Source organism: Marinactinospora thermotolerans DSM 45154 (genome assembly GCF_900167435.1).
GTDB lineage: Bacteria > Actinomycetota > Actinomycetes > Streptosporangiales > Streptosporangiaceae > Marinactinospora > Marinactinospora thermotolerans.
The window spans coordinates 561,481-581,866 of sequence record NZ_FUWS01000001.1 but is presented as its reverse complement, the minus strand read 5'-3'; the positions used below and the strand labels follow the sequence as shown (position 1 = coordinate 581,866).

Sequence of the window (20,386 nt, the reverse complement as noted above, 5' to 3'; positions counted from 1 at the left end):
TGTAAGCTGTCCCGGCCGTGGAGCTCCCCTGGGAGGTTTGCGGTGCCCGCTCGTGGGATACGAGTTGGCAAGGCCCGCGGAGATCGTGGGCCGGCGCCGTCGTATCCTGTGCGGGCCGGGGGACCCCCGTCGAGAACCGCCGCGATGTGGCGGCGGTTGGTCTAGACCTCACGATTGACATCGGAGGTGGACCCCCGGGTAACGTGAGTTACCTGCACGTGTTGCGTTGAACAGCCGATACACCGTTTGGCACGAGGAAGTGACCGTGGGTTTCCCCGTCCGGGGCCCGCGGAATGGGTGGAGGCGCACGCAACGATCGCACGCTGACGCAGCAGGGCCAATGTCGTCCCGAATGCGCTTTCTCGAAAGCCCAGACGAAAGACGACAGGAGGGTAGATGCCTGCTGGCCAGGTGCAGCGTCCGTCCGTCCCAACGGACGCCAAGACCACTTCCGAGGGCCTGTACGACAGCTCCTACGAACACGACGCCTGCGGTGTCGGGTTCGTCGCCGACCTCTCCGGCCGTCGTAGCCACGACATCGTCGAAAAGGCGCTGACCGTTCTGCGCAACCTCGACCACCGCGGCGCGTCCGGCGCCGACCCCGACGACGGCGACGGCGCGGGCATCCTCACCCAGATCCCCGACGAGCTGTACCGCGCCACCTGCGGGTTCGAGCTCCCCGAGGCGGGCGCCTACGCGGTGGGGATCGGCTTCCTGCCCACCGACGCCGCCGAGCGGGCCAGCGTCACCGCCGCCGTCGAGCGCATCGTCGAGGAGGAGGGGCTGACCCTGCTCGGATGGCGTGACCTGCCCTTCGAGCCCCGCTACTGCGGACCGGCCGCCCGCGAGGTCATGCCGTTCTTCGCCCAGCTCTTCGTCGCGGGCCGGCCCGGCACCGCCACGGAGGGGATCAGCGGCATCGAGCTGGAACGCTACGCCTACTGCGTGCGCAAGCGCGCCGAGCACGAGGCCGGCGTCTACTTCCCGAGCCTGTCCCCGCGCACCATCACCTACAAGGGCATGCTCACCACGCCGCAGCTGGAGCCCTTCTTCCCCGACCTGTCCGACCACCGCTACGCCTCCGGCCTGGCGCTGGTGCACTCCCGTTTCTCCACCAACACCTTCCCGTCCTGGCCGCTGGCGCACCCCTTCCGCTACGTCGCCCACAACGGCGAGATCAACACGGTCAAGGGCAACCGCAACTGGATGCGGGCCCGTGAGGCGACGCTGGCCAGCGACCTCCTCCCCGGGGACATCTCCCGGCTCTTCCCCATCGTCGACGCCGAGGACTCCGACACCGCCTCCTTCGACGCCGCGCTGGAACTGCTCCACCTGGGCGGGCGCTCCCTGCCGCACGCGGTGCTGATGATGATCCCCGAGCCGTGGGAGAACCACGCCGAGATGGACCCGGCGGTGCGGGCCTTCTACGAGTTCCACTCCATGCTGATGGAACCCTGGGACGGCCCGGCCTCCGTCACCTTCACCGACGGCTCCCTGATCGGCGCGGTCCTGGACCGCAACGGCCTGCGCCCGGGACGCTACTGGGTGACCGACGAGGGGCTCGTCGTGCTCGCCAGCGAGGTCGGCGTCCTCGACATCGACCCCGCCCGCGTCGTCCGCAAGGGGCGCCTCCAGCCGGGACGGATCTTCGTCGTCGACACGGCCCAGGGCCGCATCATCGAGGACGAGGAGATCAAGGCCGAACTCGCCGCCGAGCACCCCTACGCCGAATGGCTGGCGCGCGGTGTGGTCCGCCTGGAGGACCTGCCGGCGGCCGAGCCGGCCCCCGTCGCCGACCTCCTGCGGGAACAGCAGGTCTTCGGCTACACCGAGGAGGAGCTGCGGCTCATCCTCACCCCCATGGCGCGCACCGGTGCCGAGCCGATCGGGTCCATGGGCACCGACACGCCCGTCGCCGCGCTGTCGGACCGTTCCCGGCAGCTCTTCGACTACTTCTCCCAGGGCTTCGCGCAGGTCACCAACCCGCCGCTGGACGCCATCCGCGAGGAGCTCGTCACCAGCCTGCGCACCACGCTGGGCGCCGAGGAGAACGTCTTGTCCCCCGACCCGGAGGACTGCCGGCGCATCGTGCTGTCCACCCCGGTGATCGACGACGCCGAACTCGCGGCGATCGTCGCCGCGGGCGGGCCCGAAGGCGACCCGGCGTTGCGCGTCCACGTCGCCAACGGCACCTACCCCGTGGCCGGAGGCGGGACGGCGCTGGCGGCCCGCCTCGACGAGATCTGCGCCGAGGTGTCGCGGGCCATCGCCGATGGCGCCCACGTCATCGTGCTCAGCGACCGCGGCGCCGACGCCGAACGCGCGCCCATCCCCTCCCTGCTCCTCACCGGGGCGGTCCACCACCACCTGGTCCGGGAGAAGACCCGGACCGAGGTGGGCCTGGTGGTCGAGGCGGGCGACGTCCGCGAATGCCACCACGTCGCGCTGCTCGTCGGCTACGGGGCCTCGGCCGTCAACCCCTACCTGGCCCTGGCCGGGGTGCGCGACCTGGTCGAGCGGGGTGTCATCGGCGGCATCGACGCCGACACCGCCGTCCGCAACACGATCAAGGCGTTCGGCAAGGGCGTCTTGAAGATCATGTCCAAGATGGGCGTTTCCACGGTCAGCTCCTACACCGGTGCGCAGATCTTCGAGGCGCTGGGGCTGGGCGCCGAGGTGATCGAGCGCTGCTTCACCGGGACCACCTCGCGCCTGGGCGGTGTCGGGTTCGACGTCCTCGCCGAAGAGGTCCGGCTGCGCCACGCGGCGGCCCACGCCGGCAACCCCGCCGGGCACCGCCGCCTCGCCGTGGGCGGCGAGTACCAGTGGCGGCGCGAGGGCGAACCGCACCTGTTCAACCCCGAGACCGTCTTCAAGCTGCAGCACTCCACCCGGACGCGCCGCTACGAGATCTTCAAGGAGTACACCTCCAAGGTCGACGAGCAGGCCGGAAAGCTCATGACGCTGCGCGGCCTGTTCAAGCTGAAGGAGGGGGTGCGCGAGCCGGTCCCGCTGGAGGAGGTCGAGCCGGTCTCGCAGATCGTCAAGCGTTTCTCCACCGGCGCCATGTCCTACGGGTCGATCTCGGCCGAGGCCCACGAGACCCTCGCCATCGCGATGAACCGCCTCGGCGGCAAGTCCAACACCGGTGAGGGAGGGGAGGACCCCGATCGGTTCACCCCCGACGCCGACGGGAACCTGCGCCGCAGCGCGATCAAGCAGGTCGCCTCCGGCCGCTTCGGCGTCACCTCGCACTACCTCACCAACGCCGACGACATCCAGATCAAGATGGCCCAGGGCGCCAAGCCGGGGGAGGGCGGCCAGCTGCCCGGCCACAAGGTCTACCCGTGGGTCGCCCAGACCCGCCACTCCACGCCCGGCGTCGGCCTCATCTCGCCGCCGCCCCACCACGACATCTACTCCATCGAGGACCTCGCCCAGCTCATCCACGACCTCAAGAACGCCAACCCCTCGGCCCGGGTCCACGTCAAGCTGGTCTCCGAGGCCGGAGTGGGGACCGTCGCCGCGGGCGTCTCCAAGGCCCACGCCGACGTGGTGCTCATCTCCGGCCACGATGGTGGCACCGGAGCGTCGCCGCTGACCTCGCTCAAGCACGCGGGCACCCCCTGGGAGCTGGGCCTGGCCGAGACCCAGCAGACCCTCCTGCGCAACGGGCTGCGCGACCGCATCGTCGTGCAGGCCGACGGGCAGCTGAAGACCGGCCGTGACGTCATCATCGCCGCGCTGCTGGGCGCCGAGGAGTTCGGTTTCGCCACCGCCCCCCTCGTCGTCTCCGGTTGCGTCATGATGCGTGTCTGCCATCTCGACACCTGCCCGGTCGGCGTGGCCACCCAAAACCCCGAACTGCGCAAGCGCTTCTCGGGCAAGCCGGAGTTCGTGGTCAACTTCTTCGAGTTCATCGCCGAGGAGGTCCGCGAGCATCTGGCCGCGCTCGGCTTCCGCAGCCTCGACGAGGCCGTGGGCGCCGTGGAACTGCTCGACGTGGCCGACGCCGTGGACCACTGGAAGGCGTCGGGCCTGGACCTCTCGCCGATCCTGCACGAGGTCCAGCCCTGGGCCAGCGACCACCGCCGGCGCGTCCGCGTCCAAGACCACGGGCTGGAAAAGGCCCTGGACAACACGTTGATCCAGCTCTCCGAGGGGGCGCTGGAGTTCGGTCGGCCGCTGCGCCTGGACCTTCCCGTGCGCAACGTCAACCGCACCGTCGGCACCATGCTCGGCCACGAGGTGACCAAGCGCTACGGGGCGGCCGGGTTGCCCGACGACACCATCGACGTGACCTTCACCGGGTCGGCCGGGCAGTCCTTCGGGGCGTTCCTGCCCAAGGGCGTCACGTTGCGCCTGGTCGGCGACGCCAACGACTACGTGGCCAAGGGCCTGTCGGGCGGACGCATCACCGTGCGGCCCCCCGAGCACGTCCAGTTCAACGCCGAGGAGCAGATCATCGCCGGCAACGTCATCGCCTACGGGGCCACCTCGGGCGAGGTCTTCCTGCGCGGTGTCGTCGGCGAGCGCTTCTGCGTGCGCAACTCCGGGGCGCTCGCCGTCGTCGAGGGCGTCGGCGACCACGGCTGCGAGTACATGACCGGTGGCCGGGCCGTCGTCCTGGGCCCCACCGGCCGTAACTTCGCCGCCGGCATGTCGGGCGGGATCGCCTACGTGCTCGACCTGGACACCGCCCGCGTCAACGGCGAGATGGTCGACATCGACCCGCTCGACGACGAGGACCGCGCGTTCCTGGAGGACGTGTTGCGCCGCCACCACGCCGAGACCGGGTCGACCGTGGCCCAGCGCCTCCTCGCCGACTTCGACGTCGAGGCCGACCGGTTCGCCAAGGTCATGCCCCGTGACTACAAGCGGGTCCTGGCCGCCCGGGCCACGGCCGAGCGCGAAGGCCGCGACATCGACGAGGCCATCATGGCCTCCGCCCAGTCCTGACAGGCCCTTTCGGAAAGGAGGGAAGAACACGATGGCCGACCCCAAGGGTTTCCTCACCATCACCGAGCGGGAGCTCCCCAAGCACCGTCCCGTCGACGTCCGGATCCAGGACTGGCGCGAGGTCTATGCGGACTTCGAGCGGGGCAAGGTCGCCAAGCAGGCGTCCCGTTGTATGGACTGCGGCATCCCGTTCTGTCACAACGGCTGCCCCCTGGGCAACCTCATCCCCGAGTGGAACGACCTCGTCCACCGTCACGACTGGGGCGAGGCGATCGAGCGCCTGCACGCCACCAACAACTTCCCGGAGTTCACCGGCCGGCTGTGCCCTGCGCCGTGTGAGTCGGCGTGCGTGCTCGGCATCAACCAGCCCGCCGTGACGATCAAGAACGTCGAGGTCTCCATCATCGACCGAGCCTGGGAGGAGGGGTGGGTCCGCCCGCAGCCGCCGCGCGTGCGCACCGGCAAGAAGGTCGCCGTGGTCGGCTCCGGCCCGGCCGGCCTGGCCGCCGCCCAGCAGCTCACCCGGGCCGGCCACGAGGTGACCGTCTACGAACGGGCCGATCGGATCGGTGGGCTGCTGCGCTACGGCATCCCCGAGTTCAAGATGGAGAAGCGGCACATCGACCGCCGGCTCGGCCAGATGCGGGCCGAGGGAACGGTGTTCCGCGCCGGCGTGAACGTCGGGGTCGACATCACGGTGGAACAGCTGCGCGCCGACCACGACGCCGTGCTGCTGGCCGGTGGCGCCACCGCCTGGCGCGACCTTCCGGTGCCCGGACGCGAGCTCGAAGGCGTCCACCAGGCGATGGAGTACCTGCCGTTGGCCAACCGGGTCCAGGAGGGCGACTACGCCGAGCCGCCCATCACCGCCAAGGGCAAGCACGTCATCGTCATCGGCGGCGGCGACACCGGTGCCGACTGTGTCGGCACCGCGCACCGGCAGGGGGCCGCCTCGGTCACCCAGCTGGAGATCATGCCCAAGCCGCCCGCCTCCCGCCCGGCCGGCCAGCCCTGGCCGACCCACCCCATGCTCTACAAGGTGACCAGCGCCCACGAGGAGGGCGGCAAGCGCCTGTACTCGGTCAACACGCTGGAGTTCCTCGGCGACGAGCAGGGGCGGGTCCGCGCGCTCCGGCTCGTCGACGTCGAGCGCACCGACGCCGGTTTCACGCCGATCGAGGGCAGTGAGCGCGAGATCCCCGCTCAGCTGGTCACCCTGGCCATGGGGTTCGTCGGTCCGCAGAAGGCCGGGCTGATCGAGGAGCTGGGGGTCGATCTGGACGGGCGCGGCAACGTGGTGCGCGACCGGGACTACGCCACCTCGGTCGAGGGCGTGTTCTGCGCCGGGGACATGGGGCGTGGCCAGTCGCTGATCGTCTGGGCGATCGCCGAGGGCCGGTCCGCGGCCGCCGGCATCGACCGTTACCTCGGCGGTGAGGGGCTTCTGCCCGAGCCGATCGAGCCGACGGCGCGGCCCCTGACCTGACCCGCGCGTCCCGGGACCCCGGCCGTGTCCGCGGCCGGGGTCCCGGGCGTGGGAGGCGCTGAGGAGGCACGCCTGTTCCAGATGTCCGAAAGGGGACGTTGAACCGGTTAAAAGGCGGTGAAATAGGTCGAATGGCCATGTTTGGGGATGTCGGCGCGGGCGCACCTTCTCCATATGACCATGATGACGACGGACACCCTGCACGCCGCGGAACACTTCATCATGCGCAACGCCCGGCTCCTCGACCGGCACCGTTTCGCCTTCCACTTCCACAGCGGCCCCGACGCCCCCGTCCGCACCGTCCTCGACGGCTACCGTAACGTCGACGGAGGCTACGGCAACGCCCTGGAACCGGACTTACGCGGCCACGGCAGCCAACCCCGCGCCGTCGAGACCGCCCTGCGCGTCCTCGACGAACTGGGGCCGCTCCCCCGCGCCGACGTGGTCCGCGTCTGCTCCTTCCTCACCTACGCGACCGCCCGCAACGGCGGCGTTCCCCCCGTCCTGCCCTCCGTCCGCCACACCGAGACGGCCCCCCGCTGGCGCGCGCGGACCGACTTCGCCGGCGCCCTCGCCCCCACGGCCGCCATCGCCGGCCTCCTGCACCGGCACCACATCACCCACCCCTGGCGGGACCGCGCCACCGCCTTCTGCTGGAGTCGCATCGCCGCCCTGCACTGGACCGAACCCGAAGAGGCCGTCGCGGTGTGCACCTTCCTGGAACACGCCCCCGACCAGCAGCGGGCCCGGGCCGAACTCGCCCGCCTCGCCCCCATGATCCGCGCCACCATCGTCCTCGACGCCCACGCCCAAGGCGAGGTCCACACCCCACTGGACCTGGCCCCCCACCCGAACCACATCGCCCGCTCCCTCTTCGACGACGACCAGATCAACGCCCACCTCGACCGCCTGGCGGGCGCCCAGCACGCGGACGGCGGCTGGGACTTCCCGGGCGAGCACTGGTGCGCGGCCGCCACCGAAGAGGCACGCGGCGCCATCACCGTCCAGCGCCTGCTCACCCTGCGCGCCTACGGACGCCTCGGGGAACACGCGCCCGCCCCGCGCTCCGGCCGCTGAACGCCCCGGTGGGTGCCCGAGCCGAGTCCCGCCCCTCACCGCGCCTCCGGCGGCCACGCCCCACGGCCGTGACGCCACGGCGCAACGCGCCCCGCCGTTGAGCTCCCGCCCCTCGAACCCGTTCAGGACCCCGACAGGCCGGCATCCCTGCCCGCCGCGACCGGACACCCGCATCCGCCAACGTGAGAACCGTCATGTTCCGGCGTCACCACCCGGGGGCGTATCGACGGTCCGCGGCGGGCAGGGGAGGAGAAGGACGCGCCCGGCGCGCACCGTAGGACGCAACCGAGAGGAACACCACCATGGCCGACGAACTCACCGGTAAGACCATCGCCTTCCTCGCCGCACCCGAGGGGACCGAACAGGTCGAGCTCACCGAGCCCTGGGAGGCCGTCCGCCGGGCCGGCGGCACACCCAGGCTCATCTCCACCGACAGCGGGGAGATCCAGGGCTTCGACCACCTCGACAAGGCCGACACCTTCCCCGTCGACGCCACCGTCGCCGACGTCTCCGCCACCGACTTCGCCGGCCTCGTCCTGCCCGGCGGTGTCGCCAATCCCGACTTCCTGCGCACCGACGAGCGAGCCGTCGCCTTTGTCAAGGGGTTCTTCGACGCGGGCCTGCCCGTGGCCGCCATCTGCCACGCGCCATGGACCCTCGTGGAGGCCGACGTCCTGCGCGGCCGCGCCCTCACCTCCTGGCCCAGCCTGCGCACCGACATCGTTAACGCCGGTGGAACCTGGGAAGACAAGGAGGTTGTCGTCTGCGACGGCGGTCCCAACCGTCTCGTCACCAGCCGCAAGCCCGATGACCTGCCCGCTTTCTGCTCCGCGGCGGTTGAGGCGTTCGCCCGCTAGCCCCGCTGATGACGCCTGTTCGCAACCTGGTTTAGACCACTGCACGGCTGAGAAGCCCTAGAGTGTGTAATGTGACACGTCGAGCAAAAATCGTCGCGACCCTCGGCCCAGCCACATCGAGCCCGGAGAGCATCCGCGCGCTTGTCGAAGCCGGGCTGGACGTAGCGCGACTCAACCTCAGCCACGGTACGCACGATGACCACCGCGCGAACTACGAGAACGTACGCGCAGCAGCCGAAGCCACCGGCCGCAGCGTGGGCATCCTCGCCGACCTGCAGGGTCCCAAGATCCGGTTGGGCAGGTTCGCCGACGGACCCGTCGAACTGAAGCCAGGCGACGAGTTCACCGTCACCATCGACGACGTCCCCGGCGACAGGCACCGGGTGTCCACCACCTATAAGGGCCTGCCGGGGGACGTCCGTCCCGGCGACCGCGTCCTCGTCGACGACGGCCGCGTCGTGCTGGAATGCGTCAAGACCTCGACCACCGACGTCCACACGCGCGTCCTCATCGGCGGAACCGTCTCCAACAACAAGGGGCTCAACCTCCCCGGCGTCTCGGTCAGCGTTCCCGCGCTCACCGAGAAGGACGAGGCCGACCTGCGCTGGGCGCTGGAGCAGGGCGTGGACATGGTCGCCCTCTCCTTCGTCCGCAGCCCGGCCGACGCCGAGGACGTCCACAAGATCATGGACGAGGTGGGGCTGCGCGTCCCCCTCATCGCCAAGATCGAAAAGCCCCAGGCCGTCGAACGGCTCCAGGACATCATCGAGGTCTTCGACGGGGTCATGGTCGCCCGCGGCGACCTCGGCGTCGAACTCCCCCTCGAAAACGTCCCGATGGTTCAGAAACGCGCTGTCGAGCGCTGCCGCGACAAGGCCAAGCCGGTCATCGTCGCCACGCAGATGCTCGAGTCCATGATCAGCGCGCCCCGTCCCACCCGGGCCGAGGCCTCCGATGTCGCCAACGCCGTCCTCGACGGCGCCGACGCCGTCATGCTCTCCGGCGAGACCAGTGTCGGCCGCTACCCGATCGAGACCGTCCAGACGATGAGCCGCATCGTCGCCGCGGCCGAGCAGGAGTCGCTGCGGGCCTCGCACATCCTCAACCGGGTGCCCGAGACCACCGGCGGCGCCATCGCCCGCGCCGCCGCCGAGGTCGGGGCGACCGTGGGCGCCAAGGCGCTCATCGCCTTCACCATGAGCGGCGAGACCGCGCGCCGGCTGGCGCGTTACCGCTCGCCCATTCCGCTCATGGCCTTCACCACCGAGGCCTCCACCCGGGCCCAGCTCTCGCTGACCTGGGGCGTCGAGACCTACTGCGTGCCCTGGGTCGACCACACCGACGAGATGGTCCGCCAGGTCGAGAGCGAGCTCCTCGACATGGGCCGGTACCAGAAGGGCGACAAGGTCGTCATCGTCTCGGGGAGCCCGCCCGGCACCCCGGGGTCCACCAACTCGCTGCGAGTCCACCGCATCGGCGACGCGATCGCCCACGGCAAGTAGGCTCCCGGCCCTTGACGGCTCCCCGTACCGGCGCCTCGGCACCGGAACGGGGAGCCGTCCCCGTTGTGGCGGAGGCGCCGCGCCGGTTCACTGCGGCTGGGCGTTGGGGACGTTGTGGTCGTTGGGCACCCGCTCCAGCGGCATGTCCCAGGGCAGCATGTTCCACGGGCTCGCCGGATCGGTGGTCAACAGGCCCAGCGCCGTCCAGACCCGGTCGCAGTCCGCCTCCTCAAAACCGCCCCCCTGCCACAGCAGGTAGCCGCCGTGGAACGCCTCGGCCAGTTGCCGCCAGCTCGCGTAGCGACGCTGCAGGTCCGAGGCGACCCGACGCAGCAGGCTCTGGGTCTCGACCGGACTCAACCAGTCGAGCGTGGCACCGCCACAGGCCAGCCTGACCAGGTGGACCGACTTCCACCACTGGTAGGCGCTGATGACCACGGTCTGCGTGGAGTCGTCGGCGCCGGTGACCTCGCGCATCCGCTCCACCTGCTCGGGGGTCAGCGAGATCGTGCGCTCCGGACGCCGGCCCTCGGGGTCGCGGCTGCGCGCCGTCGCGGCGCGGAAGTCCACGATCAGGTCCGGGCTGTGCCCGGTGTGCAGCTCCTCCCACAACCGTTCCACCGCCGCCAACAGCGACTCCCGGTCGACCACGCCCCATTCCAGCTCGAAGATCTTGCGGTAGCGGCGCCGCAGCTGGGGACGGACCACGACGTCCCAGGGCTCGGCCAACGCGACCCGAAACGGTGCGGCGACCGCGGCGGCCCACCGTTCCGTGCTCAGGGGGGCGTCGGGGTCCTTGGTGCGCAGCGTGGGGGCCTCGCGCGTGCCCACCACCAGTTCGGTGAAGGTGCCCGCCCCCAGGGCCACGATCGGGAGCAGGGCCCAAACGGGGAGGTCGAAGGCGACGAGAGCGACGATGAGGAGGGCCACCGGCGCGAGATACCAGGGTTGGCGGCGTCGGGAGGCCCACGCGACCACGACCCAGGCGATGATGACCAAACCACCCAGGACGCCGGTCACCGCGGTGAACACCAGCCACTCCCTTCGAACGGGTGGGCGGCGGACGGGAAGAGTCGCGCCGCAGACCCCTTGACGACTCCCGCTTTCCAGGATCGGGGACCACGACCTCCCCTGGCGACCGAACCTGCGTGTTGTGCTCAGGTTGTAGCCGGGATGTGACCGCATCCGGCCGCGCGTCATTTACAGAACGCCACAAAAGGCGTATTAGGGCCGGAAAAGGTGGTGGCGGCTCAGTGTTTCGGCCCCACGAACTCGTCCAGGCGAGCCACCGAGGCCCGCTTGGCGACGGAGATCATGCCGACGCTCCCCTCGGTGACGGGGCGGCTCTGGCGCCAGTCGACTCCCAGGGAGTCGAGACTGCGTCCCAGGAGACCGAGGATGTCCTGGGAGGCGTTGGAGAAGAGGTAGCGAGGATATTCGTACCGTCTGACCGACCCCTGGACCCGCCTCTTCGTGGAGTTGGTCGCGCGACACCCGTCCGAGTGGAACAGGCCCCGGACGAACTGGTCCAGACGCCGGTCGACGGCCTCGCGCTGCCACGGGGCCAGCCGGATCGGGCGGCGGTGCTTGGGGCCCGGGCCGTGCTGGGGGAACAGGCAGGGCCAGTGGCTGGACGTGGACTTGACCTCGGTGCATCCGCTCCGCCGGACCCGAAAGACCGATACGGGAAGCACCGCGCCCATGGCCTCGGCGCAGAGCCCTATGAGCCCCGGCCAGTCGTCGCAACAGGTGATCGACAGGCCATAGACGCTTCGGACCGGGGTGATGTGACCGTCCCCCAGGTAGAGCCCCAGGAGATAGGGATAGGCGGAGGAAAGGGGTCTGCCGTGGCAACGTGGACAGTAGGCGTCCCCGGTCGGGTCCCTGCGGAGGGGGGCGGCCCTGCTGGTGCCACGGCGCCAGTTCCCGATGGTGCTTCTGGGGACTCCCAGGAGCGTCGAGACGACCTGATCGGAGAACCCCTGGCGGGTGAGACGGCGGGTCTCGTCGACCAGTTCACGCGGGTGCATGGGACCAGCATCGAGGGTGCAGAAGCCGGAGGAGGGGACTTTCCGCGACGGTGTGGGTACAGAAGTGAAGAAGAGCACCCTGAGGGTGCTCTTCTTGTCCCGTGATGCGTGCCGGAAGTGGGACTCGAACCCACAAGCCCTTTCAGGCAGAGGTGTTTGAGACCTCCGTGTCTGCCTATTCCACCATTCCGGCCTTTTGTGCAAGAGGACATGTATGAGTGGTATGTCCGCTTCACTTGATCGAAGTCGCCTGTCGCGCCTGGACGGGGGAGGCGATCCGACGTCCGCAAGTCTACACGTTCTCGGTAGGCTCATGCGCGTGACGCAGACGCAGAGCCGCGTGGTGATCGCGGAAGACGAGGCCCTGATCCGACTGGACCTCAAGGAGATGCTTGAGGAGGACGGCTATGCCGTCGTGGGTGAGGCGGGGGACGGGGAGACCGCCATCCGGCTGGCCACCGAGCTCAAACCCGATCTCGTCATCCTCGACATCAAGATGCCGGTGCTCGACGGGATCTCGGCGGCCGAGCGGATCGCGGCGGAGCGCATCGCGCCCGTCGTCATCCTGACGGCCTTCTCCCAGCGCGAGCTCGTCGAGCGGGCGCGCGACGCCGGGGCAATGGCCTACCTGGTCAAACCGTTCAGCAAGGCTGATCTCGTTCCGGCCATCGAGATGGCGGTCAGCCGCTACGCCGAGCTCACCGCCCTGGAGGCCGAGGTGAGCGGGCTGACCGAGCGCCTGGAGACGCGCAAGCTCGTCGAACGCGCCAAGGGGCTCCTGCAGAGCCGGCACGGGTTGAGCGAGCCGGAGGCGTTCCGCTGGATTCAGAAGAACTCCATGGACCGCCGGCTGACCATGCGCAAGGTCGCCGAGACCGTCATCGAGACGTTGGAGGGTCGGCAGGGGTAACGCCGTCACCCGTCTTCGTCAAGGGGCCCGTCGCGTGTGCGGCGGGCCCTTCGTCGTCTCTCGCCCCGACGATCACCGCGGATCTCGCTCCGGTCACGGTTGTGAACGAAGCCGTGACGTTTGGATCACGCACCTTAAGCAGTGCTGAATAAATAGGCTAAATCGGGCTAAACTCGCGCCACCCATGGCAATCGACCAGCTCCGGATATTTCGTCTCGGAGTTGTACATGACTGAAATGCGCTAAGGAGCGCGCGTGCGCAGACGCCTCGTGACTGTGCTGCTCGCCGTGATCACCGCCATCCTGGTGATCCCGGCCGGAGCGGTGGCAGACGACCAGGGCGGGGAGACGCTGAACGGTCAGATCCGCAAGCCCGAGACCGTCGAGGGAATCGACATCACGGTCTACCAGGGCTCGGAGGAGATCGGAACGGCGACGACCGGCCCCGACGGAGAGTGGGAAGTGGAGGTGCCCGGACCGGGCGCCTACCGCGTCGTCCTGGACCAAGAGTCCGTACCCGACGAGTACGTCGTCTCGGAAAGGCCGGGTCCCGAACACGATGAGGTCCAAGTCCGCGAAGGACAGCAACGGACCGTGATCTTCAACCTCGCGCGGCCGGGCGAGGAGGAGGGGGGCTCCTCCGCCTCCCCCAGCGAGCCCGCCCAGGAGGCCGCCGAGGAGGAACCGGCGCAGGGGGAGGGGACACCCGAGGGGGTCACCACCGCCCCCGGGGTGAGCTCCGCCACCCCGTTCGGGACGAAGGTCGTGCAGCTGACGGTCGCGGGCATCAGCTTCGGCCTGGTCATCGCGATCTCGGCGATCGGCCTGTCCCTGATCTTCGGCACCACCCGCATGATCAACTTCGCCCACGGTGACATGGTCACCTTCGGCGCGATGATGGCGCTGCTGTTCAGCACGGGTGCCACCTTCAACGACGTCCCCCTCGTGGTGGCGGCGCTCATCGCGGTCGTGCTGGGCGCGCTGTTGGGCATCGGCCTGGAACGGTTCCTGTGGCGTCCGCTGCGCCGGCGCAACGTGGCCCTGATCCAGATGTTCATCGTCTCGATCGGCGTCGCGCTGATCCTGCGCCACCTGCTGCTGGTCGGCTTCGGGGGCAACCGCGAACGCTATGACGAGTACCAGCTTCAGGAGATGATCCGGCTGGGTCCGGTGGGGGTCACGCCCCGCGAGCTGACGATCATCTGCCTGTCGGTCCTGGTTCTCGTGGCGGTCGCGGCGATGTTGCAGTTCACCCGTATCGGCAAGGCCATGCGGGCGGTGGCCGACAACCGGGACCTGGCGGAGTCGTCGGGGATCGACGTGGACCGGGTCACCCTCTACGTGTGGGGTCTGGGCGGCGGGCTGTCCGCGCTGGGCGGCGTCTTCTACGGCCTGAGCCAGTCGGTGTACTGGCAGATGGGTTTCCACCTGCTCCTGCTGATGTTCGCCGCGGTGATCCTGGGCGGACTGGGCACCGCCTACGGGGCCATGGTGGGTGGTCTGGTCATCGGCCTGGTCGCGCAGTTGTCGACGCTGTGGTTCCCCTCGGAACTCATGAACGCCTGGGCGCTGGCGATCATGATCGTCGTGTTGTTGGTCCGGCCGCAGGGCATCCTGGGCCGTCGCGAGCGGGTGGGCTAGGAGACGCACGTGGACTTCATGTACATCCTCTCCAGCGCATTCGAAACGGCGATCGGTCCGATCGCCGCGATCTACGCGCTCGCCGCGATCGGGCTGAACCTGCACTTCGGCTACACCGGTCTGCTCAACTTCGGTCAGGTCGGGTTCATGCTGGTCGGCGCCTACGGTGTCGCGGTCAGCGTGACGACCTTCGGGCTGCCCCTGTGGGCGGGGTTCGCCGTCAGCGTGGCCTGCGCCGTGGTGCTGGCGTTGCTGCTGGGCATCCCGACGCTGCGCCTGCGCGCCGACTACCTGTCGATCTGCACGATCGCGGTGGCCGAGGTGGCGCGGCTGCTCTACCGGGCGAGTTTCGCCCAGGAGGTCACCGGCGGTGTCTACGGTCTCCAGCGCTTCGCCGGCGACTTCTACGACGCGAACCCGTTCCCGCCGGGCGACTACGGGGTGGGCGACATCTCCTTCTCGGCCCGCGACCTTTGGCTGATGACGGTGCTGTGGGGCCTGGTCGCCCTGGCCTGCCTGGTCATGTGGCTGCTGATCCACAGTCCGTGGGGCCGGGTCATCAAGGGCATCCGCGAGGACGAGGAGGCGGTGCGCAGCCTCGGCAAGAACGTCTTCGTCTACAAGATGCAGAGCCTGGTGCTGGGCGGCGTGTTCGGGGCGTTGGCCGGCGCGATGATCGCGATCAACCAGCAGACGATCACCCCCGACCAGTTCATGCCGCAGGTGACGTTCTACCTGTGGGCGATGCTGCTGCTGGGCGGCGCGGGCCGCACGCTCGGTCCGGTTCTGGGCGCGGTCGTCATGTGGTTCCTGCTCACCGTCTTCGACGAGCTGCTGCGTTCGCTGTCCTCCACCGGGATCCTGCCGTTCCTGCAGGGCTCCGACGTCGGCGCGCTGCGCCACGCGATGGTGGGCCTGACGTTGTTGCTGCTGATCGTCTACCGGCCGCAGGGAATCATCGGTAACCGCAAGGAGATGCTGGTCAATGTCAAGTGACCCGACCCCGGTGGACCGGATGGCGGGCGTCGCCCCGGAGCCGGGGGTGACCAAGCCCGACCCCATCCTCACGGTGGACGGCGTGCGCCGTTCCTTCGGCGGGCTCACCGCGGTGGACGTGGAGCACCTGGAGGTCCAGCGCGGCACGATCACCGCGCTGATCGGCCCCAACGGTGCCGGCAAGTCGACGCTGTTCAACCTGCTGACCGGGTTCGACCGGGTGGACGCGGGGGAGTGGTCGTTCGAGGGGCGTCGCCTCAACCGGCTGGGCGGCCACCAGGTGGCCCGGACCGGGATGGTGCGCACCTTCCAGCTGACCAAGGCCCTGACCCGGTTGACGGTGATGGACAACATGCTGCTGGCGGCGCCCGGCCAGACGGGTGAGCGCATGTGGGGGGCGTTCGCGCGCGGTCTGTGGGGCCGTCAGGAACGCGCCAACGCCGAGCGCGCCGAGGCGCTGCTGGAGCGCTTCAAGCTGCTGGCCAAGAAGGACGAGATGGCGGGCAGTCTCTCGGGCGGTCAGCGCAAGCTGTTGGAGATGGCGCGTTCCCTGATGGTGAACCCGTCGATGGTGATGCTGGACGAGCCGATGGCGGGGGTCAACCCCGCGCTGGTCCAGTCGTTGCTCGGCCACATCACGGCGTTGCGCGACGAGGGCATGACGGTGCTGTTCGTCGAGCACGACATGGACGTGATCATGGGCATCAGCGACTGGATCGTGGTGCTGGCCCAGGGCAGGGTGATCGCCGAGGGCCGACCGGCCGACATCCGGGCCAACAAGGAGGTGGTGGACGCCTACCTGGGCACCCACCACGAGGAGCCGTCGGACACGGCGGTGCCCGCGGCGGCAGAGCCGGAGGAGGACCGATGAGCGGGAACCCGGAGCAGGAACGCCCCTCGGGTGTCGAGGCCGCCGTGGAGGCCCAGCACGTCCGCGAGGAGGTGCTGGAGCGGGCCGGGACGGCGCCGGCGGGGGACCCGCGCGACCACCTGGTCTTCGCCGACGAGCTGGTGGCCGGGTACGTGCCCGAGGTGAACATCCTCAACGGCTGCACCCTGACCCTGGACGAGGGGGAGGTCGTGGGGATCATCGGCCCCAACGGCGCGGGCAAGTCGACGTTGATCAAGACGATCTTCGGGCTGATCCCGGTGCGCTCGGGCGGGCTGTCGCTGAGGGGGGAGAGCATCGCCAACCTCGCGGCGCACGAACTGGTGTCGCGTGGGGTGGGCTACGTTCCGCAGACGCAGAACGTGTTCCCGACGTTGACCGTCGAGGAGAACCTCCAGATGGGGGCCTACCTGCGTCCCAAGTCGTTCGCCGCGCGTTTCGACGCGGTGGCCGAGCTGTTCCCGCTGCTGGCGCAGCGGCGGCGGCAGAAGGCGGGCGCGCTGTCGGGCGGTGAGCGCCAGATGGTGGCGATGGGACGGGCGCTGATGATGGAGCCGTCGGTGCTGCTGTTGGACGAGCCGACGGCCGGGCTGTCGCCGATCTACCAGGAGGAGGTGTTCCAGCGGGTCAAGCAGATCAACGCCACCGGTGTCTCGGTGATCATGGTCGAGCAGAACGCGCGCCGGTGCCTGCAGATCTGCGACCGCGGCTACGTGCTGGACCAGGGCCGCAACGCCTACACCGGGACGGGGCGGGAGCTGCTGGAGGACCCCAACGTGGTGGAGCTGTACCTGGGGACGTTGGCGAAGTCGGCCTGATGGAGGCGGCCGTCCGGTCTCGCGGTTCGCGGGGGCGCGGGGCGGCTGTTGACGCAGGAGGGCGCCCGGCCGGGGATCCGGCCGGGCGCCCTTCGTGTCGGGACCGGTCCCGACACGAAGGGCGGCGGCGTCAGAGGGGATGCCGCCGCCCTAGGGAGGGGGCGGCGGTGGTGCCGGGCGGCGGTGCGGCCCCGCGGGCCGGGCGCGGGCGCTCGGGGAGGCGGGGGCTTCGGGGGGCGGCCGGAGACGACGTGCGCCCCGGGCCGGGGGCCCGGGGCGCAGGTGGGGGATGGTGCGGGGTGGGACGTTACGGCTTGGACTCGACGTATTCGAGGGCCTGGTGGGTGCCCTCTTCGTCGAAGCCGTAGATCATGAACGAGGCGACGGTGACGTCACCGTTCTCGTCGAAGTCCAGGGGGCCGCTGGCACCCTGGTAGTCGATGCTCTGGCCCTCGGCGAGCAGGTCGCGGCACTCGGCGAAGCCCGAGCACTGCGTGTCGCCCTGCGTGACGGCGGTCATCTGCTCGACGAACACCGTCGGGTCGGTGCTCTCGGCCGCCTCGGCGGCCAGGGCGATCACGATGGCGCAGTCGTAGACCTGCGGCGCGTACTGGAACACCTCGAGCTCGGAGTCGAACTCGGTCAGGGCGGTGGTGAACTGCTCGTTGTCGACGCCGGGGGCGGTGCCCTGGAATCCGGCGATCGCCCCGGGGTCGTCGGCGTTGACCAGTTCGCCCAGGCCCTCGTTGTTGAGGCCGTCGGCGCTGTACATCTGCTCGGGGCTGAAGCCCTCTTCGATGAGGCCGGTGATGATCTGGACGCCCTCCTCGAAGGAGACCAGGACGGCCGCGTCGGCGCCGGAACCGGCGACCTGCTGCACCACCGAGGTGAAGTTGGTCGAGTTGGGGTCGTAGCCCTCGTTGAGGACGACCTCGGCGCCGTTCTCCTCCAGCGCGGTGGCGGTGGCCTCGGCGAGGCCCTGGCCGTAGTCGTCGGCGCGGTAGACGACGGCGACGCTCTGGTGGCCGTCGTCGACGACCTTCTGGCCGAGGATGGGGCCCTGGAGCAGGTCGCTGGGGGCGGTGCGGAAGTAGTAGCCGCCGTCCTCGTAGGTGCTGAGGTCGGGGGAGGTGTTGGAACCGGAGCACTGGACGACCTCGGCGCCGGTGATCCGGTCGATGACCGCCATCGTCATGCCCGAGGCCGCCGCGCCGAGGACGGCGTCGACGTCCTGGCCGAGCAGGCGGTCCGCGGCGTCGTTGGCCTGGGCGGCGTCGTTGGCCTCGTCGCCGGTCAGGATCTCGGGGACCTCCTGACCGAGCACGCCGCCGGCCTCGTTGATCTCGTGCAGCGCGTACTTGGCGGCGCTGATCTGGGGCGGGCCGAGGTGGGAGAGGTCGCCCGTCTCGGGGAAGATGTACCCGAACCGTAGCGCGTCGGCTTCTCCGCCTTCGCCGCCGCCGCTCTCTCCGCCGCCGCCACACGCACTCAGTCCGAGGGCCAGGGCCGCGACCGCAGCCGTGAGGCCGAGGGCCTTCTTGCTTGGCATTCAGGTCTCTCCGTTTCAACCGGCGTTCCACGCGCTTGGTCAGCACGCGCTCCGGAGCGGAAGATCGGGGGTCGGTCCCGCTTAACCCGGAGCATTAGCGGAGCTTAAGCAGAGTTGTCCTACTTCGGGAAGATGCTCCGTCGGCTCGGTGCCAATTTTGATTCATGCTGTTATGTCCCCGTAGTCATTCGAGGTGCTGGAAAAGGAAATAGCGGCTTATTCGCACGTTCTGTGGTTGGGAAATCACGTGAAGTGGTGAAACGTGGGCATAACTCCACCGCCCGTCGAATCGATGTGGCGGGCGGTGATGTTAAGGCGGACTACAGAACCGGGTGAGGGTTCCGGCGCGGCTCAGAAGGCGGCGACGACGGCGGTGAGGAGCGGCGCGACGAACAGCGCGGGCAGCATGTCGGCCACCGGCAGCGACCGGACGCGCAACAGCCGCAGCGCCACCCCGACCAGGAGCAACCCCCCGGTCGCGGTGAGCGCGCTGATGTGGGAGTCGGGCAGGAAACCCCCGAGGAACACCCCCAACAGGGTGAACGCCCCCTGGTAGAGCAGGACCGGTCCGGCCGACGCCATGACCCCCACTCCCAGCGCGGCGGCGAAGGCGACCGCGGCGAACCCGTCCAGCGCCGCCTTCAACACGAGCTGGTCGATGCCGTTGCCCAGACCGTCGCTGATGGCTCCCAGGATCGCCAACGGTCCGATGAGGAAGACGAGGGAGGAGCTGACGAAGCCCTCGACGAAGCGGTCCTGGCCCGTGGCCACAGGAGGGGTGGTCTCCTGCGTCGCGTCGGGACCGCCGCTGTGGCCCGCCACGGCCGCGGCGGGCACGGGACGGCGGCTCAGCCGGCGGCGGAGGAATTCGCCCAGCCGTTCCAGGCGCGCCTCCAGCCGCAGCAGCGACCCCACGAACCCGCCCACGAGCAGGGAGCCCAGGACGATGAGCGTGGGGGCGGAGGAGCCCACCGCGGCGACGAACTCCCCGTCCAGCACGCTCGCGGCGTTCAGCGCCGCGATGAGCAGGACCACCAGGCCCAGCGCGTCGGTGACGACGTCGCGGGTGCGCTGGGGCAGCCGACCTCCCAGGGCCATGCCCAGCGCGGCGCCGACGACGATCGCCGCGACGTTGATGAGTGTGCCCAGGCCCGGCATCGGTGGTCCCCCTCGGTGGTCGGTGGTCGGTGTGGGCGGCTGTGCGCGCGGTGGCCGCCCACGCGCGGGTCAGGCGCCCGGGGCGTCGCGCAGCATGCAGGTCAACCGCGAGGTGCACACGCGCCTGCCGTCGTCGTCGGTGATCTCGATGTCCCAGGTGGCCAGGGTGCGGCCCAGGTGGACCGGGGTGGCCACGCCGGTGATGTGCCCCTCGGTCGCGCTGCGGTGGTGGGTGGCGTTGATCTCGATTCCCACGGCGATGCGGCCCTCGCCCGCGTGGATCGCCGATCCGAGCGACCCCAGTGTCTCGGCCAGGACGCAGGAGGCGCCTCCGTGCAGCAGCCCGTAGGGCTGGGTGTTGCCCTTGACCGGCATGCGCCCGACCACGCGCTGGGCCGAGGCCTGTGAGATCTCCAGTCCCATGCGTGTTCCCAGGTCACCCCCGACCTGGCTGCTCCCCGTGAGCTCGGCCAGGCGTGCGGCGTCCAGCGTCATTGTGCACCTTCCCCTCGGGT

At 70.0% G+C, this 20,386-nt stretch carries 15 protein-coding genes and 1 tRNA gene; 10 read left to right on the top strand and 6 right to left on the bottom strand.

What is annotated here, in order from left to right; all coding sequences use genetic code 11:
- Nucleotides 1-396: 396 nt before the first annotated feature.
- The 5 genes from gltB to pyk all read left to right on the top strand — a co-directional run bounded on the left by gltB (nt 397) and on the right by pyk (nt 9,881).
- Complete coding sequence (gene gltB / locus B5D66_RS02450) at nt 397-4,959, top strand: glutamate synthase large subunit (RefSeq protein ID WP_078759889.1); 4,563 nt, start codon at nt 397-399, stop codon at nt 4,957-4,959.
- A gap of 31 nt (nt 4,960-4,990) precedes the next feature.
- The gene (locus B5D66_RS02445; RefSeq protein WP_078759888.1) at nt 4,991-6,445 is read left to right on the top strand and encodes a glutamate synthase subunit beta; all 1,455 of its coding nucleotides are present in this window, start codon (nt 4,991-4,993) and stop codon (nt 6,443-6,445) included.
- Nucleotides 6,446-6,619: 174 nt separating this feature from the next.
- Nucleotides 6,620-7,522 (top strand): prenyltransferase, encoded by a 903-nt coding sequence (locus tag B5D66_RS02440; protein WP_144290659.1) that lies wholly within the window; start codon nt 6,620-6,622, stop codon nt 7,520-7,522.
- Nucleotides 7,523-7,824: 302 nt separating this feature from the next.
- Complete coding sequence (locus B5D66_RS02435; protein WP_078759887.1) at nt 7,825-8,379, top strand: type 1 glutamine amidotransferase domain-containing protein; 555 nt, start codon at nt 7,825-7,827, stop codon at nt 8,377-8,379.
- Between the two features lie 71 nt (nt 8,380-8,450).
- The gene (gene pyk, locus B5D66_RS02430) at nt 8,451-9,881 is read left to right on the top strand and encodes a pyruvate kinase (protein WP_078759886.1); all 1,431 of its coding nucleotides are present in this window, start codon (nt 8,451-8,453) and stop codon (nt 9,879-9,881) included.
- 87 nt (nt 9,882-9,968) lie between these two features.
- Here pyk and B5D66_RS02425 read toward each other — a convergent pair whose 3' ends face one another.
- The 3 genes from B5D66_RS02425 to B5D66_RS02415 form a co-directional block, all read right to left on the bottom strand.
- A complete protein-coding gene (locus B5D66_RS02425; protein WP_078759885.1) occupies nt 9,969-10,913 on the bottom strand; it encodes a DUF1266 domain-containing protein in 945 nt (314 codons plus the stop codon).
- A 218-nt stretch (nt 10,914-11,131) separates the two neighbouring features.
- Nucleotides 11,132-11,911 (bottom strand): hypothetical protein, encoded by a 780-nt coding sequence (locus B5D66_RS02420; RefSeq protein ID WP_078759884.1) that lies wholly within the window; start codon nt 11,909-11,911, stop codon nt 11,132-11,134.
- Nucleotides 11,912-12,020: 109 nt separating this feature from the next.
- Nucleotides 12,021-12,104 (bottom strand) — tRNA-Leu (locus tag B5D66_RS02415).
- Between the two features lie 120 nt (nt 12,105-12,224).
- Between B5D66_RS02415 and B5D66_RS02410 the strand changes: the two genes are divergently transcribed.
- The 5 genes from B5D66_RS02410 to B5D66_RS02390 all read left to right on the top strand — a co-directional run bounded on the left by B5D66_RS02410 (nt 12,225) and on the right by B5D66_RS02390 (nt 17,164).
- Nucleotides 12,225-12,821 (top strand): ANTAR domain-containing response regulator, encoded by a 597-nt coding sequence (locus B5D66_RS02410; RefSeq protein ID WP_078759883.1) that lies wholly within the window; start codon nt 12,225-12,227, stop codon nt 12,819-12,821.
- A gap of 254 nt (nt 12,822-13,075) precedes the next feature.
- A complete protein-coding gene (locus B5D66_RS02405; RefSeq protein WP_200813482.1) occupies nt 13,076-14,461 on the top strand; it encodes a branched-chain amino acid ABC transporter permease in 1,386 nt (461 codons plus the stop codon).
- Between the two features lie 9 nt (nt 14,462-14,470).
- Nucleotides 14,471-15,457, top strand: coding sequence for a branched-chain amino acid ABC transporter permease (locus B5D66_RS02400; protein ID WP_078759881.1), 987 nt, complete (start codon nt 14,471-14,473; stop codon nt 15,455-15,457).
- Nucleotides 15,447-16,328: an ABC transporter ATP-binding protein gene (locus tag B5D66_RS02395; RefSeq protein WP_394330022.1), complete on the top strand. Its 882-nt coding sequence runs from the start codon at nt 15,447-15,449 to the stop codon at nt 16,326-16,328. Before B5D66_RS02400 ends, B5D66_RS02395 begins: the two co-directional genes overlap by 11 nt.
- A complete protein-coding gene (locus B5D66_RS02390; RefSeq protein WP_078759880.1) occupies nt 16,325-17,164 on the top strand; it encodes an ABC transporter ATP-binding protein in 840 nt (279 codons plus the stop codon). The genes B5D66_RS02395 and B5D66_RS02390 overlap by 4 nt, the downstream gene beginning before the upstream one ends.
- Before the next feature lie 307 nt (nt 17,165-17,471).
- Here the strand turns inward: B5D66_RS02390 and B5D66_RS02380 are convergent, their stop codons facing one another.
- The 3 genes from B5D66_RS02380 to B5D66_RS02370 form a co-directional block, all read right to left on the bottom strand.
- Nucleotides 17,472-18,713, bottom strand: coding sequence for an ABC transporter substrate-binding protein (locus B5D66_RS02380; RefSeq protein ID WP_078759878.1), 1,242 nt, complete (start codon nt 18,711-18,713; stop codon nt 17,472-17,474).
- 351 nt (nt 18,714-19,064) lie between these two features.
- Nucleotides 19,065-19,871: a DUF554 domain-containing protein gene (locus B5D66_RS02375; protein ID WP_078759877.1), complete on the bottom strand. Its 807-nt coding sequence runs from the start codon at nt 19,869-19,871 to the stop codon at nt 19,065-19,067.
- 69 nt (nt 19,872-19,940) lie between these two features.
- Complete coding sequence (locus B5D66_RS02370) at nt 19,941-20,366, bottom strand: PaaI family thioesterase (RefSeq protein ID WP_078759876.1); 426 nt, start codon at nt 20,364-20,366, stop codon at nt 19,941-19,943.
- Nucleotides 20,367-20,386: the final 20 nt, after the last annotated feature.